This window comes from Rhodococcus sp. LB1, assembly GCF_001583455.1.
In the GTDB taxonomy this organism is placed as follows: domain Bacteria; phylum Actinomycetota; class Actinomycetes; order Mycobacteriales; family Mycobacteriaceae; genus Rhodococcus_F; species Rhodococcus_F opacus.
Map to the genome: position 1 here is coordinate 22,562 of NZ_LTCZ01000447.1, position 15,233 is coordinate 37,794.

15 protein-coding genes are annotated in these 15,233 nt (G+C 68.3%); 6 read left to right on the top strand and 9 right to left on the bottom strand.

The genetic code is table 11. From position 1 onward, the window contains the following. Positions 1–48: 48 nt before the first annotated feature. From AZG88_RS48990 to zwf, 4 genes are read right to left on the bottom strand one after another with little or no spacing between them, the layout of a single operon-like run. A complete protein-coding gene (locus AZG88_RS48990; protein ID WP_005251402.1) occupies positions 49–1,227 on the bottom strand; it encodes an ROK family transcriptional regulator in 1,179 nt (392 codons plus the stop codon). A 29-nt stretch (positions 1,228–1,256) separates the two neighbouring features. Then, a complete protein-coding gene (gene eda, locus AZG88_RS48995) occupies positions 1,257–1,883 on the bottom strand; it encodes a bifunctional 4-hydroxy-2-oxoglutarate aldolase/2-dehydro-3-deoxy-phosphogluconate aldolase (protein WP_061701612.1) in 627 nt (208 codons plus the stop codon). Beyond that, the gene (edd, locus tag AZG88_RS49000; protein WP_061701613.1) at positions 1,880–3,748 is read right to left on the bottom strand and encodes a phosphogluconate dehydratase; all 1,869 of its coding nucleotides are present in this window, start codon (positions 3,746–3,748) and stop codon (positions 1,880–1,882) included. The genes eda and edd overlap by 4 nt, the downstream gene beginning before the upstream one ends. Beyond that, positions 3,745–5,223: a glucose-6-phosphate dehydrogenase gene (zwf, locus tag AZG88_RS49005; RefSeq protein WP_061701614.1), complete on the bottom strand. Its 1,479-nt coding sequence runs from the start codon at positions 5,221–5,223 to the stop codon at positions 3,745–3,747. Before zwf ends, edd begins: the two co-directional genes overlap by 4 nt. Positions 5,224–5,374: 151 nt before the next feature. Between zwf and AZG88_RS49010 the strand changes: the two genes are divergently transcribed. After that, positions 5,375–6,568, top strand: a complete 1,194-nt coding sequence (locus tag AZG88_RS49010; protein ID WP_005264060.1) for an ROK family transcriptional regulator — start codon at positions 5,375–5,377, stop codon at positions 6,566–6,568. Between the two features lie 49 nt (positions 6,569–6,617). On the opposite strand, the gene catC is transcribed toward AZG88_RS49010, so the two are convergent. The 3 genes from catC to catA are packed head-to-tail and all read right to left on the bottom strand — an operon-like array spanning position 6,618 to position 8,908. Then, positions 6,618–6,899, bottom strand: a complete 282-nt coding sequence (gene catC, locus AZG88_RS49015) for a muconolactone Delta-isomerase (RefSeq protein WP_005251393.1) — start codon at positions 6,897–6,899, stop codon at positions 6,618–6,620. 15 nt (positions 6,900–6,914) lie between these two features. Next, positions 6,915–8,036, bottom strand: coding sequence for a muconate/chloromuconate family cycloisomerase (locus AZG88_RS49020; RefSeq protein WP_061701616.1), 1,122 nt, complete (start codon positions 8,034–8,036; stop codon positions 6,915–6,917). A 29-nt stretch (positions 8,037–8,065) separates the two neighbouring features. Beyond that, positions 8,066–8,908, bottom strand: a complete 843-nt coding sequence (catA, locus tag AZG88_RS49025) for a catechol 1,2-dioxygenase (protein WP_061701617.1) — start codon at positions 8,906–8,908, stop codon at positions 8,066–8,068. A 207-nt stretch (positions 8,909–9,115) separates the two neighbouring features. Here catA and AZG88_RS49030 point away from each other — a divergent pair, with 207 nt between their 5' ends. Then, positions 9,116–9,886, top strand: coding sequence for an IclR family transcriptional regulator domain-containing protein (locus tag AZG88_RS49030; protein ID WP_005251387.1), 771 nt, complete (start codon positions 9,116–9,118; stop codon positions 9,884–9,886). A gap of 14 nt (positions 9,887–9,900) precedes the next feature. Here AZG88_RS49030 and AZG88_RS49035 read toward each other — a convergent pair whose 3' ends face one another. Next, entirely contained in the window at positions 9,901–10,440 is a 540-nt protein-coding gene (locus AZG88_RS49035) for a dioxygenase family protein (RefSeq protein WP_005251386.1), read from the bottom strand. Positions 10,441–10,672: 232 nt separating this feature from the next. Here AZG88_RS49035 and AZG88_RS49040 point away from each other — a divergent pair, with 232 nt between their 5' ends. Together AZG88_RS49040 and AZG88_RS49045 are read left to right on the top strand one after the other, a co-directional pair. Then, a complete protein-coding gene (locus tag AZG88_RS49040) occupies positions 10,673–11,620 on the top strand; it encodes an acyl-CoA thioesterase (RefSeq protein WP_005573872.1) in 948 nt (315 codons plus the stop codon). 52 nt (positions 11,621–11,672) lie between these two features. Then, positions 11,673–13,157 (top strand): multicopper oxidase family protein, encoded by a 1,485-nt coding sequence (locus AZG88_RS49045; protein WP_061701618.1) that lies wholly within the window; start codon positions 11,673–11,675, stop codon positions 13,155–13,157. 10 nt (positions 13,158–13,167) lie between these two features. On the opposite strand, the gene AZG88_RS49050 is transcribed toward AZG88_RS49045, so the two are convergent. Then, the gene (locus AZG88_RS49050) at positions 13,168–14,106 is read right to left on the bottom strand and encodes an AraC family transcriptional regulator (RefSeq protein WP_061041961.1); all 939 of its coding nucleotides are present in this window, start codon (positions 14,104–14,106) and stop codon (positions 13,168–13,170) included. A 165-nt stretch (positions 14,107–14,271) separates the two neighbouring features. Here AZG88_RS49050 and AZG88_RS49055 point away from each other — a divergent pair, with 165 nt between their 5' ends. Further along, positions 14,272–14,832, top strand: a complete 561-nt coding sequence (locus AZG88_RS49055) for a flavin reductase family protein (RefSeq protein ID WP_037231006.1) — start codon at positions 14,272–14,274, stop codon at positions 14,830–14,832. Between the two features lie 24 nt (positions 14,833–14,856). After that, on the top strand, positions 14,857–15,233 hold a 377-nt coding region (locus AZG88_RS49060), incomplete at its 3' end, for a 4-hydroxyphenylacetate 3-hydroxylase N-terminal domain-containing protein (protein WP_331712333.1).

Sequence of the window (15,233 nt, forward strand, 5' to 3'; positions counted from 1 at the left end):
GCGCAGAGTGCGCCCCACGAACTGGTGGGAGAATTCAGCGGCGAACAGTCAGGCCGGAAGCGCAGATCGCAGACCCAGCGCGACGGCGCCGAGCACCTGCGCCCGGGGGCCGAGTTCGGCCACGCGGATGTCCAGGGAACGGACCGCACTGGGCACCGCGTAGCGGCCGACCACCTCGCGCATCGGCCCGAGCAGAAGTTCGCCGGCCAGCGCGAGTTCGCCGCCGATGACGAGTCGTTCGGGATTGACGAGGTTGCACAGACTCGCTACCGCGACGCCGACGTGCCGCCCTGTGTCGGCGAGCACCCGGATGCAGGCGGCGTCGCCGCCCTCGGCCATCGCGACGATGTCGGCGATGGTGAGATCGGGACCGCGACTCGGGGCGAGCAACCCGATCACGACGTGCGAGGCGACGAGGGTCTCGAGGCAGCCGCGGTTGCCGCAGCGGCATACCTGACCGAACTCGTCGAGTGTCAGGTGGCCGATTTCGCCTGCGGTGCCGCCTCTTCCGCGGTACAGCCGGCCGTCGAGGACGAGGCCGGCACCGACTCCGTCGGACAGTTTGATGTAGGCGAGATCGGTGGTTCCGCGGCCCGCTCCCCACATGTGCTCGGCGAGCACGCCGAGGTTCGCGTCGTTGTCGACGTGCACCGCGGTGCCGAGATACTCCGACGCGATGGCGGCCGCATCGACACCGACCCACCCCGGGAGGATCGACGGGCCACCGACCTCGCCGGTGTCGGTCTCGAGCGGAGCGGGGAGACCCATCCCGACCGCGAGGACGGACGTACGGTCGCAGCCGAGGCGATCGAGCGCCGCGTCGAGAAGAGCGCCCGCCTGCACCACGCCGTCCGCGGCGCGGTGCCCTGCACCGAGTTCGACGCGCTCCTCGGCGAGCACCTCGTGTGCCATGTCGGCGACGGCCACGGTGAGATGGCGATGCCCGAAGTCGATCCCGACGGCGAGCCCCATCTTGCGGGTCAGCTTCACCGCACGGCCCCGCTGGCCCGGATGGTCGCCGCCCGGCACGGCAACCATCCCGGCCGCGGTCAATTCCTTGACCATGTTGGACACGGTGGCGGGCGCCAACCCGGTGCGGCGCGCGATCTCCGCCTGGGTGAGCTCACCCGACGTCTGGAGCGCGCGGACCACACGGTGCTGGTTGGCGGACTTCAGCGAGGACTGAGAACCCGGCCTCGGGGAGTCACCGTTGTCACTGTCGCGCACGACATCACCGTACCGCGCCGCTTCTTGCTCTACCGGGCGAGTGCCGCCGCCTCACGCGCGAGGCCGCTGATCCGGTCCCAGTCCTTCTGCTTCACGGCGTCGGCGGGCGTGAGCCAGGATCCACCGACGCATCCGACGTTGGGCAGCGACAGGTAGTCCCCGACGTTCGACGTCGAGATACCGCCGGTGGGGCAGAACCGTGCCGCCGGAACGGGTGAGTGGATCGAGCCGAGGAACTTCGCGCCACCCGACGCCTCGGCGGGGAAGAACTTGAGTTCGCGGTAGCCGTGCTCGAGCAGGAAGAGCACCTCGGAGACCGTCGCCGCGCCCGGGAGGTGCGGCAGTCCGGTATCCGTCATCGCCTTCAGCAGAGTTTCGGTGCTACCCGGCGAGACCAGGAACTGCGCTCCCGCTTCGGCCGCCTGCGCGGCCTGCACCGGTTCCACGATCGTGCCCGCGCCGACGCAGATGTCCGGCACCTCGCTCGCGATCGCCTTGATGGCGTCGAGTGCACACGGCGTGCGCAGGGTCAGTTCGATCATCGGGATGCCGCCGGCCACCAGCGCGCGGGCCACCGGCACTGCGTCGCCGAGGTCGTCCACGACGACGACGGGGATGACCGGGACGCGGTCGAGGAGGGAGGGGCTGTTCGTCACTGAAATACTCCTTGGACGGGTTGGGGGTGGAAAACGCTGGCGCCCTGGGTCGCCGGTCCGACAGCGGCACGCAGGCCGGCGAAGAGTTCGCGCCCCGTGCCGACCCATTCGTCGGCACCGAGCGCACGACCGGTCGCCGGGCGGGCGGCCAGTTCCTCGTCGTCGAGGTGCACGTTCACGGAGCCGGTCACGGCGTCGACGGTCAGGACGTCGCCGTCACGCACGCGCGCGAGCGGTCCGTCCGCGGCCGCCTCGGGGGTGAGGTGGATGGCGGCGGGAACCTTCCCGGAGGCGCCGGACATCCGGCCGTCGGTGACCAGCGCGACCTTCCGGCCCTGGTCCTGCAGAACGCCGAGTACCGGTGTGAGCTTGTGCAATTCGGGCATTCCGTTGGCGCGCGGGCCCTGGTACCGGAGCACGGCCACGAAATCGCCGGTCAACGTGCCCGCCTCGAACGCGGCGAGGAAGTCGAGCTGATCGTCGAAGACCCTGGCCGGAGCGGTCACCACGCGGTGATCCGGGTGGACGGCCGACGTCTTCATCACGCACGAACCGAGGTTTCCGGTGAGCATCTTGAGCCCGCCGTTGACGTCGAACGGATCTTCCGGTCCGCGCAACACGCTGGTGTCGAGGCTGATTCGCGTGCCCGGCTGCCACTCGACGCCCTCGCCCGACAGCTTCGGTTCCTCGGTGTACCGGCGGAGCCCGGGGCCGACGACGGTCTTCACGTCCTCGTGGAGCAGTCCCGCGTCCAGCATCGACGACACGACGTAGCCGAGTCCGCCGGCCGCGTGGAAGTGGTTCACGTCGGCCGAACCGTTGGGGTAGATCCGGGCGAGCAGCGGCACCACCGCGGACAGTTCCGACAGGTCGTCCCACGTGAGGATGATTCCGGCGGCGCGGGCGATCGCCACGAGGTGCATCGTGTGGTTGGTCGAACCGCCGGTGGCGAGCAACGCCACGCAACCGTTGACCACGGCCTTCTCGTCCACGACCTCACCGACCGGCGTGTAGTCGTCGCCGAGTGCGGTGAGACCGGTGACGCGCCTACCCGCCTCCGACGTGAGGGCATCACGCAGCGGGGTACCGGGGTTCACGAAGCTCGATCCGGGCAGGTGCAGGCCCATGACCTCCATGAGGAGCTGGTTGGAGTTGGCAGTGCCGAAGAACGTGCACGTGCCCGCGCCGTGGTAACTCGCCGCCTCCGCGTCGAGCAGTTCCTCGCGTTCGGCCTTGCCCTCCGCGTACAACTGCCGCACGCGCGACTTCTCGTTGTTGGGCAGACCGGACGTCATCGGCCCGGCCGGCACGAAGATCGTCGGCAGGTGACCGAAACCCAGGGCGCCGATGAGCATCCCCGGCACGATCTTGTCGCACACACCGAGCATGAGGGCGCCGTCGAACATGTCGTGGGACAGTCCGATCGCCGTCGCCATCGCGATGACGTCGCGGCTGAACAGCGACAGCTGCATGCCGTCGCGGCCCTGGGTGATGCCGTCGCACATCGCGGGGACGCCGCCGGCGAACTGGGCGATGCCACCGGCCTCCATGACCGCGGCCTTCAGCTGCCGCGGGAAGTGCTCGAACGGCTGGTGCGCCGACAGCATGTCGTTGTACGACGAGACGATCGCGATGTTGGGCTTGACGAAGCTGCGCAGCGCCTTCTTGTCGGCCGGGCCGGACGCGGCGAAGCCGTGCGCGAGGTTCGCGCAGGCCAGCTTGCCGCGCGCCGGGCCGCGGTCCCCCGCCGCCCGGATTCGGTCGAGGTAGATCGTGCGCTCGGGCTTGCTGCGCTCGATGATGCGTTCGGTGACGGCGGCGAGGATGGGGTGCACGTCGGCCGTCGGTGTGGGTGCGTCGGTCATGCGGTGACTCCTTCGTGCCAGGCGCGGCCGTCGCGCTCGATCAGGGTGGTCGCGTCGGTGGGCCCGTTGGTGCCGGCCGGGTAGCGGCGCGGGGCGCGCTCGGACTTCTCCCAGCCGACGAGGATCTGCTCGACCCACTCCCAGGCGGCCTCGACCTCGTCGCGGCGCATGAACAGGGTCGGGTTACCCCGGACCACGTCCATCAGCAGCCGCTCGTAGGCGTCGGGCGACGGACGCTTGAACGTTTCGATGTAGTTGAGGTCCAACGACACCGGCTTGAGCCGGATACCGCCGGGGCCGGGTTCCTTCGCCGTCATGTGCAGCCGCATGCCCTCGTGGGGCTGCAACTGGATCACCAGGCGGTTGGGTTCGCTGTGGCCCTCGCTGCCGGGGAACATGGGGTGCGGGACGGGCTTGAACTGCACCACGATCTCCGAGCAGCGCCGGTCCATGCGCTTGCCGGTGCGCAGGTAGAACGGCACGCCGGCCCAACGCCAGTTCTGGATCTCGGCCTTGACCGCGATGAACGTCTCGGTAGTGCTCTCCGGGTTCTCGACGTCCTCCTGGTATCCGGGGACCGCGATCCCGTCGGCCAGACCGGGGCCGTACTGGCCTGCGACGGTGCAGCGTTCGACGTCCTGTGGGCTCATCGGCTTGAGGGCCTGAAGGACCTTGAGCTTCTCGTCTCGCACGGTCTCGCGGTCGACGTAGGTGGGCGGTTCCATCGCGACGAGGCAGAGCATCTGCAGGAGGTGGTTCTGCAGCATGTCGCGCAGAGCACCCGCCGACTCGTAGTAGCCGCCGCGACTGCCGACTCCGAGCGACTCGGCGACGTTGATCTGCACGTGGTCGATGGACGAGGAGTTCCACAGCGGCTCGAGGAACGTGTTGGCGAATCGCGTGACCAGAAGGTTCTGGACGCTTTCCTTGCCGAGGTAGTGGTCGATGCGGAAGATCTGCGATTCCTCGAACACGGCGCCGACCGCGTCGTTGACGGCGCGGGCCGAGGCGAGGTCGTGTCCGATCGGCTTCTCCAGCACGACGCGGGACTGCGCGTCGGCGAGACCGTTCAGGGCGAGGTTCTCACAGATCGGCCCGAACAGCCCGGGAGCGCAGGCCAGGTAGAAGACCCGAATCGAACCTTCCCTGGCGGCGAGACACTCGCTCAGGCCCGCCCAGTTCTCGGGGTCCCCGGCGTCGACGGAGACGTATTCGAGGCGATTGAGAAATCGCTCACAGGTGTCCGAATCCAGCTGATCGCCGGACACGAACCGGGCGAGTTCGCCTCGCACCTTGTCGCGGTAGCCGTCGGTGTCGAGACCGGCTCGTGAGGCACCGATCACGCGGGTTTCGGCGGGCAGCTGGCCGTCCCGATCGCGCAGGTAGAGCGCGGGAAGCAGCTTACGAACCGCCAGGTCGCCGGTTCCGCCGAACACGACGAAATCGCACGGTTCCACGGTGGTCGCTGGTGACATGTCATCTCCCTCTGAAAGCCGGATGTGTGGGCCGTCACAGACGACAGTAGGCGACCTTTGGCTTTTGATCAATACAGACTTAAGTATTTCTGCGAACAAAGATCCGGGGCTTACGTTGTCAGACGCGTGTCCGGTTGGTTGAATGGCCTTCATGCGGACGCCTCGCTCGACGACCTCCCCGGCGACGGGTGGCGACGTCTTCGCCCTCATTCGCGCAGGGCAAGCAACGACGCGTACCGAGATCGGCACCCTCACCGGCCTCTCCCGCACCGCTGTCGCGGCCCGGGTGTCTTCGCTGCAGGCCTCGGGGCTCGTCGTCGAACGCGAGGAGGGCGTCTCCACCGGCGGTCGGCCGCCGGTCAAGCTCTCGTTTCACGTACAGGCCGGTGTCGTGCTGTCGGCAGCCATCGGCCGGAGCCGCACCCAGCTGGCCATCTGCGACCTCGCCGGCGACGTCATCGTCGCCGAGGACGTGGAGCAGGAGATCGGCACCAGCCCGGCCGAGCTGATGCCCGTCATCGCGCAACGCCTCATCGCGCTGCGCGAGAGTCTGGGCGAGACCGCGGGACGGACGGTCGGGATCGGGATCAGCCTCCCCGGAACCGTCGACACCGAACGCGGGTGCAGCCTGAACTCCCCCATGATGTCGGGCTGGGACGGCGTCCCCCTCCAGCCGTTCCTCGCCGACGTCACCGACGCGCCCGTCTTCGTCGACAACGACGCCAACGTCATGGTGCTGGCGGAGCGGCGCGGAGAACGCCGCGACTTCGCCGACATGCTGCTCATCAAGGCGTCGACCGGACTGGGCGCCGGACTCGTGTCCGGTGGTGTGCTCCAGCGTGGCGCCCTCGGCGCGGCGGGCGAAATCGGGCACACGAAAACCGCAGCGGCACAAGGTGTGGTGTGCCGCTGCGGTGATGTGGGTTGTATCGAGGCCGTGGCCGGCGGGTGGGCGCTGGTCCGCAATCTGCAGGAGCAGGGACGCGAAGTCACCCACATTCGCGACGTCATCACCCTCGCCCTGGCCGGGGACGCCGAGGCCCGGCGGATGATCCGTGAGAGCGGGCGGCAGATCGGCGAGGTCCTGTCGGGCGCGATCAACCTCCTCAACCCGGAGGTCGTGATCGTCGGCGGCGACATGGCGCAGGCCTACGACACGTTCGTCGCGGGGCTACGCGAAACCCTCTACGGCAACGCCATCGCCGTTGCCACCCAACAGCTTCAGATCCTCCCCTGGACGCACGGGGAACTGTCGGGAGTCGTCGGCAGTGCCACCATGGCACTCGACCACGTCCTCAGCGTGCGCGCGGTGGACCAGCTGCTGGCAGGCGCTCCGCGCCCGTGAGCGGTTGACGAGTCCAGAGACTCGCTGACCACGCACGGGCCCGGAGGGCCTACTTGACGTCGGAACCGTGCTTGGTGAGCGGCATGATCTCGATGTTCATGTACGGGAACAGTGGAAGGTTCCACAGGATCTCGTGCAGTTCGTCGGCCGACTCGACGTCGAAGATGCTGATGTTGCTGTACTGCCCGACGATCCGCCAGATCTGGGGCCACTTGCCGGAGCGTTGGAGCTCTTGCGAGTACGCCTTCTCCTTGGCGATGGTCTCGTCCCGCACCTTCGGGTCGAGGTCACGGGGAATGGCGACGTCCATGCGGACGTGAAAGAGTGCCATCGGGTGGTGTGCTCCTTAGTTCCTGGTCCAGGTCTTGACTGCGTCCATGTTGAGCTCGACTCCGAGGCCTGGCCCCTCGGGCAGGAACACCTGGCCGTCGCCGTAGCGGATCGGTTCCTGCAGCAACTCCTCGCTGAACAGCAGCGGTCCGAACAGTTCGGTGCCGAAGTCGATGCCGGGTTCCGCGCACGCGAAGTGGATGGACGCCGCGGTCCCGATCGGGCCTTCGATGGACGTGGCTCCGTGGCAGGCGATTCCGGCCGCCTTGGCGATCGCGACCACCTCGCGGCTCTTCTGCAGGCCGCCGCATTTGGTGGTCTTGAGGGCGATGACGTCCGCGGCGCCGCGGCGTGCGACCTCGAGGGCGTCGTGCGGAGTCTGCACGCTCTCATCCGCCATCACCGGTACGGGGACGAGGCGGTTGAGCTCCGCGAGGACCTCGAGCTGCTCACCGGGCGTGGGCTGCTCGATCAGTTCGACGCCGCCTTCGACGAGGCGGGGCACGTACTTCAGCGCGGTGAGCCTGTCCCAGCGGGCGTTGACGTCGATGCGGACGCCGGCCTTGCCCTGCAGCGCCTGCGCGATCTGGACCACCCGGGCAGTGTCGACAGCGGGATCGAGCGCACCCATCTTCAGTTTGAAACTGAAGTGCCGCTTCGACTCGACGAGACCGAGGGCCTCTTCGATGATCTCCTCGGCGGGTGCGGCGCCGAGGGCCCACGTGACGTCGACACTCTTTCGGAAGGCGCCGCCGAGCAGCGTGTGCACGGGCACACCCAGGCTGCGGGCCCAGGCGTCGTGCAACGCGACGTCGACGGCGGCCTTCGCGAAACGTGCATTGGCGACGACTCGTTCGATGTCCGGCATGATGCCGGTGATCTCGTCGACACCACGCCCCAGCAGCACCGGGACGATGTACCGCTCGACGATCGCCTGCATCGTCTCCACCGATTCGCCGCCCCACCACGGGCCGCCGGGGACGACGCCCTCGCCGTAGCCGGTCACGCCGCCCGCGGTCGTGACGGCGACGAGCAGCAGCGGCTGCGCCGTCATCGACGTGGTGGCGAACTTGTGGGGACGCACCAACGGCACATCGAGGATCGTCGTTTCGACGGAGACGATCGACAGGTCGGTCATCGGATCACTTTCTCTACGGGTGGAACGGGTCACGCGGGGTCGAGCACGAAGTTGTAGGTGACGTAGTTCTTGCCGTCGTCACCGGTCTTCGGGTCGAGGATGAGTTCCGGCTTGGTCGCCGACGCGACGTCGCTGTCGATCCACTCGCCACCCTTGAAGTACAGCTGCGTGGTCACCGACTCCTTGCCCGGCGCCGACACGATGAGGTGCAGGTGCGCGGGACGCCACGGGTGACCGTTCTGCGCCTCGATGAACTGACCGGTCGGGCCGTCGGTCGGGATCTGGTAGGGCGCCGGCTGGATCGTGGTGATCTCGTAGCGGCCCTCCCCGTCGGCGATGATGGTGCCGCGCAGGTTCCACTCGGGCAGGTGCGGGGCGAACTGCGAGTAGTAGCCGTCGTTGTCGGCGTGCCACAGTTCGACCTTCGCGCCGGCGAGGCCGTTGCCGTCGAGATCGGTGACCTGGCCGGAGAAGACGAGCGGGGTGATCTTCTCGTCCTCTTCCCGCATCGGCAGGGTGCACTTCGACGGCAGCTCGGGCGAGTTCTCGATGTAGTACGGGCCCTCGATGCTGCCCTTGGTGCCCTTGCGGCTGCGGGCGAGGACTTCTTCGACCGAGTGCTCGATGAACACGTCGAGGAACAGCGGCCATTCGCCGCCCTCGCCCACGTCGATGAGCCACTGCTTGAACACGCGGTACTCGGGGTAGGTGATGCCGTGCTTCAGGATCACGTCGTTGAGTGCGCCGAGTGCGTCCTTGGCGATGGCCGCGAGCCGCTCCGGCGAGGTGTCGGCGGTGACGCGCTCGGCCCTGAACTTGTCGGTGGCGGCGGAGCCGGATCCGGCGGCGGTGGGGCTCTCGGTGGTGGTCATCTGTTTCTCCTTGGGCTGGGAGGGAGCGGAATGGGCTGATATCGAGTTTTGGGCGACGCGGTGGGTGTTCACGCACCGAGGGTCTTGCATTCTGTACGCTCTGCGTACTATCATCACGCTGTGCGTACACCACTACTGTGCGCGCAGTCACATTGAAATGTCAACCCCGAGTCCGAATACGTACACGAATCGCTGGTGGAGGCCGCAATGACCGAGAGCGATCGCGATTACATCCAGAGCATCGAGCGCGGCTTCGCAGTGCTCCTCGCGTTCGACGCGCAGCGTCCGAACCCGACGCTCGCCGAACTCGCCACAGAAGCGGGATTGTCGCGCCCCGCCGTCCGCCGGATCCTGCTCACCCTGCAGAAGCTGGGGTACGTCGCCGGCTCGGGAGGCCGATGGTCGCTCACCCCTCGCGTACTGAGCATCGGACAGCACTACTCGGAGTCGCACGCACTGATCGAGGCCGCGATGCCCCGGCTGCTGGAGGTGGCCGAGAAGACCCAGGAGTCCGCGTCGCTCGGCGTGCTCGACGGCGCCGACGTGGTCTACGCGGCGCGCGTTCCCGTCCGGCGGATCATGAGCATCAACGTCTCCGTCGGCACCCGCGTCCCCGCGTACGCCACCTCCATGGGTCGGGCGCTCCTGGCCTGGGCTCCCGCCGACGTGGTCGAGCGGGTGGTCGCCGAGTCCACGTTCGAGAAACTCGGGCCCGAAACCATCGGCACTGCAGCCGAATTCGAACGGGAACTCGCCAGGGTCCGCGAGCAGGGGTTCGCCCTGACGTCCGAGGAGCTGGAGAAGGGCCTGATCTCGCTGGCCGCCCCCGTCCGCGATGCCGGCGGCACAGTGGTCGGCGTGGTCGCGTGCTCCACGTCGTCCGCGCGGAACACTCCGGCACAGTTCCGGGAACAGGCGGTTCCGTGCGTCCTCGCCGCCGCGGCCGCCCTGAGCACGGACATGGGCTTCGCCGGCTGACGGCATCACGTCGGTCAGATCGGGTCGAGCACGAAGTCGCAGGAGACCTCTCCGCCGACCCCGGCGTCGACGAGCGACTCGACGGCGGACGCGTCCACTTCTCGCGATGCGCCGGGTGTCGGCACCAGGCGCGTCTCGAGCGGCCGGAAGCCACGCGCATGCACGACGACGTTGACGTGACCGACATCGGCTTCGCCTCGGGCGCTCGAGAATTCGCACGGCGCCGGCTGCACGGTCGAGATGTCGAAGCGGCCCCCGGCGCATGTGACGACGATGCCGCGCAGGTTGTTGCGCAAAATCTCGACGGAGTACCCGGAGTAGCAGCCGTCGGCGTCCGCGTGCCAGATCTCGAGTTCCGCCCCCGACAAAGGTTCGCCGGCGCGTGAGCGCACGACCCCCGCGATGCGGAGCGGAGTCCCCGGTTCGCCGGGGAGTGCCGCAAGGTTCGCCCTCCACGGCAGCACTCGCTGCGCGGGGAGGTAGAACTCCCGGTCGACGTGGTCGAGGCAGGCCTGGTCCACGTGAGGTGCGGTCGTCGTCGACGTCGAGGTCATCACCTGATCCGATCACTCTCGTACGCTGTGCGTACGTTGAGAACGCTGTGCGGTCGATGTCGAGTGTGCGCGTGGTCACACAGTTCGTCAACCTCCGGTCCGTTCACATCGCGGACGGGTCGGTCCGGTGCATCTGTGGGATAATTTCCCCGCCACCGGCGGACAACGACGTTTCGCCGTCCCCGGTTCGCGCCCTCGTGCCGGCCACGTCGAATTCCCGAGGATCACATCGATGACCACGCCTCCCCGCAGCATCACCCTCCGCTTCCTGGCCGCACCCACCGAGGTGGCGACGCTCGGAGGGGCCGTCCAAGGGGGCCGGATCCTCGAATGGATCGACAAGGCCGCCTACGCCTGCGCGGTCGGCTGGAGCGGGAGCTATTGCGTCACCGCCTACGTGGGAAACATCAAGTTCACCCGGTCCATCGAGTCGGGTCACCTCGTCGAGGTCGAAGCCCGGCTCGTCCACACCGGGCGCTCGAGCATGCACATCCAGTGCACCGTGTCCTCGGCCGACCCGCGCACCGGACAGTTCACCGAGGCCAGCAACTGCCTGATCATCTTCGTCGCCGTCGACGATTCCGGTAAGCCGACCAGTGTGCCGCCGTGGCAGCCCGTCACCGCCACCGACCGCGCCGAGTCCGAAGAGGCGGTCATGCGGATCGGCCTGCGGGCCGACATCGAAGAGGCGATGAGCAAGCAGAACTACACCGACGCGGGCACCGCACCGGAATCGCTCACCCGCTTCCTCGCCGCGCCCACCGACGTCAACTGGGGCGGCAAGACGCACGGCGGAACCGTGATGCGCTGGATCGACGAGGCCGCCTACCTGTGCGGCACGTCGTGGAACGGCACGCCGTGCGTGTCCGTGTACGCCGGCGGGGTGCGCTTCTACCGCCCCATCCAGATCGGTCACGTCGTCGAGGTCGACGCCCGCCTGCTGCACACCGGCGCGCAGACCATGCACATCTCGGTGCACGTGCGATCCGGCGACCCGCGCACCCGGGAAATGAACCTCACCACCCACTGCCTCACCGTCGTCGCCGCCGTCGACGAGGACGGCGCGGCAACGGCAGTGCAGCAGTGGGTGCCGCAGTCCGACGAGGACCGCAAGCTGGAGGCGCACGCCCGCGAACTCATCGCCCTCCGCGACCGGGCGCGAATCGGCGCCCTGGCGTAATCCGCCCGAGTAGCGTCACGGGAAACGGTCTACCCGCGGAAGGAGCGGGGGGATGCCTGGGAACCGTCCACTCGACGTGCAGTTGTCCCGGCGGCGTGTGCTGCAGTGGGGAGCCGGAGCTGCACTCCTCGGGCTCAGCGGGGCCTGCGCCCGCAGCGACGACGCCGAGGGCGCGATCGGACCCGACTCTCCTGAGGTGCGCGCGTTCGCCGAGGCCGAGTCCCGGCGATTTCCCGGCGGGAGGCCGGTCGCGTACGAGCTCTCCGCGACACAGTCCGACGTCGACATCGCAGGCACGCGCACTGCTGCGTGGCTGTACAACACGCAACTGCCGGGCCCGATCCTGCGGGCGAAAGTCGGGGACAGGGTCCAGGTGCGGTTTCGCAACCAGCTTCCGGATTCCGCCACCGTGCACTGGCACGGGCTGGCCATCCGCAACGACATGGACGGGGTCCCGGATGTCACGCAGGCTCCGATACCGGCGGACACAGAGTTCGTCTACGACTTCATCCCGCCCGACCCGGGCACGTACTGGTACCACACGCACGGCGATCTCCAGCGCGGCCGAGGGCTGTACGGGGCTCTGATCATCGACGATCCCGGGGCTCCCGCGAACTACGACGCCGAGTTCGTCGTCGTGCTCTCCGACTGGTTGACCGACCGCACGCCGTCGCAGGTCTTCGACGAACTCCGCGGTGGGCGGATGACGTCCATGCCCGTGATGACGTCGCGCGTGCTCGGCGGTGACTCCGGCGACGTCCGGTACCCGGTGTACCTGCTGAACGGGAAACCACCCGGCGATCCGACCTTCTTCACCGCACGACCGGGGCAGCGCGCCCGCATCCGGCTGATCAACGCGGGCGACGACACCGCGTTCCGGGTCGCGTTGGGTGGCCACCGGCTGACCGTCACGGACACGGACGGTTTCCCCGTCGAACCGGTCGACACCGACTCGGTGCTGATCGGCATGGGCGAGCGGTACGACGCCGTCGTCACCCTTCGGGACGGAGTGTTCCCGCTGGTCGCGGTCGCCGAGGGGAAGGGCGCGCGGGCATTCGCGGTGGTGCGCACCGGCGGCGGCGCGGCCCCCGACCCCGCCGTGGCGCCCCGTGAGCTGGGCCCTCCCCCGCTCACCGTGGTCGGCCTGCGGGCCACCGACGCCGTCCGGTTGCCCGTCGTCGACCCGGGTGTCACCCTGGAGGCGTCGCTCGGCGGCGACATGATGCGGTACGTGTGGACGGTGAACGGTAAGGCCTACCCCGACCACACCCCGCTGACCGTCCACCGGGACCAGCGAGTGCGGCTGGTCTACACGAACCCCACGATGATGTTCCACCCCATGCACCTGCACGGGCACACGTTCGCCGTCGCCCGGTCGGACGGCTCCGGACCGCGGAAGGACACCGTGATCGTGCTCCCCGGGCAGACCGTCGCCGCCGACATCGACACGACCAACCCTGGTCAGTGGATCACACACTGCCACAACGACTATCACCTTGCCGCCGGGATGGCGACGATCTTCTCCTATGTGAGCTGACGCCGGACCGTCAGCCCCGGAGCGCTTCGGAGGGCGCCACGCCGTACTTCCGGCGGTACGCCGCCGCGAACCGGCCGGTGTGGGTGAAACCCCAGCGCATCGCGACCTCGGCGACCGTCGACGCACCGTCCGCGCGCAGCAGGTCGTCGTGGACACGTTCGAGCCGAACGTCCAGCAGGTAGTCGCGGGGGCTCACCCCGACGTACTCCTGGAATCCCTCCTGCAGGCGGCGGACCCCGACACCCGCGATCTCGGCCATCTCGGCCGCCGTCCACGCCCGTGCGGGATCGGCGTGGATCTCGTCGATGACGCGCTTGACGATGCGCGGCCGGGTACCGGCACCGGCCGTCTCGTCGTCCGGGATCGCTGCCAGGACCAGTGCCGTGGTGACCGCCCCCGACAGTTGCTCGGCGACGAGGGGGTTCGTGTAGATGCCGTCCGACCGCAGCATCTGGTCGAGCAGCGACCGCACGAGAGCCAGCCAGCTGGCACCGTTCTCGCTGGTCAGATCCAACTGCGGGGGCAGTCGCAGTCCCGGCCGCGCCAGGATCCGCGCCATCTCACGGTGCAGGTAGTCACGGTCGACGCGCACGCCGATGATGGAGCAGTCCCTGCTCCAGTCGGTGATGAGCGTCGTCGTGTCGGGCGGGCATATCGTTCCCGCCCCGGGCACGGACGACACCTCGTGCTTGCCGGTCACCGATTCCAGATGCCCCGACAGCGGCACGTTGATCGCATACGCGCCGGGGTGGTCCGACTGGATCGACACGTCCGCGCCCCAGCCGATGTGGGTGATCTTCACAGGCCCGAGTTCCACCGCCTCCGCGACGGTGTTGCGCGCGTTCGACCTGTTCAGCGGGGTCAGCCGATGGGGGAAGTACACGTCCGACACCACGTGCGACGCTTCGTCCCAATCTTCGGGGCGAATCAGCTTGGACGCGGGCTGCATGGCACCAGTGTGACTACGGACACCTTCGATTGCAATTTTCGGCGTGATCCAAGTCACCGCGCAAAGCGGATCACCTCCGCGCTCGGCGGATCGACGCGCCGTTCCCACGGTCGTACTTTCGTCCGTACCTCATCAGCGCCCCGGACAGGAAGGGAGGCTCCGACCATGGAGCAACGCGAACTCCGGAACATTTTCGGGCAGTTTGCCAGCGGAGTCACGGTCATCACGTGCGCCAACTCCGAGGGCCTGCCGCACGGAGCGACGGTCACCGCCTTCACCGCTGTCTCGATCGAGCCGAGACTGTGCCAGATCACCCTGACCCGAAAGTCCAAGGCCTGCAACTACTTGAGCAAGGCGCCGTTCGCCGTCAACATTCTCGCCGCCGACCAGGTGGACACCGCGATGCATTTCGCCGGGCGACCGCAGAACCCCGAACCCGTGTGGGCCGACGGGCCGACCGCCCCCATCATCTGCGGTGCCGCCGCCACGTTGTCGTGCCGGCCGTGGGCCGAGTACGACGGCGGCGATCACATCATCTTCATCGGTGAGATCGTCGCGGCCGAATCCAGCGGCAAGGACCCGCTGCTGTTCTACCGGAGCACTTTCCACGACCTCGGCTCACCGTCCGCGTCGGCCGCCTGGAACGGATCGATGGACGATCCGAACAACGGCTGGTTCGACTCCACCACCTCCTTCACCCCATTCCATCTTCAGCCCGTCAACTGACCGCCGAATCCGAAAGGACATTCCATGACCACCACCGAAAGCGCTCCCGAGACCGCGCTCGACCCGACGAAGGTCAACCCGGCCGCAGACTGCGAAGCCAACCGCACCACCAACTTCGCATCGCGCCCGATGACCGGTGACGAGTACATCGAGTCGCTACGCGACGACCGTGAAATCTGGTTGCACGGCGAGCGTGTCGAGGACGTCACCACGCATCCGGCGTTCCGCAACCCCATCCGGATGACCGCACGCCTCTACGACTCGATGCATACCGGCGAACACGTCGACAAGGTCACCACCCCCACCGACACCGGCAACGGCGGCGTCACGATGCCGTTCTTCAAGGCACCCACCTCCTCGGACGACCTGCTGAAGGAACGCGACGCCATCGCCACCTGGGC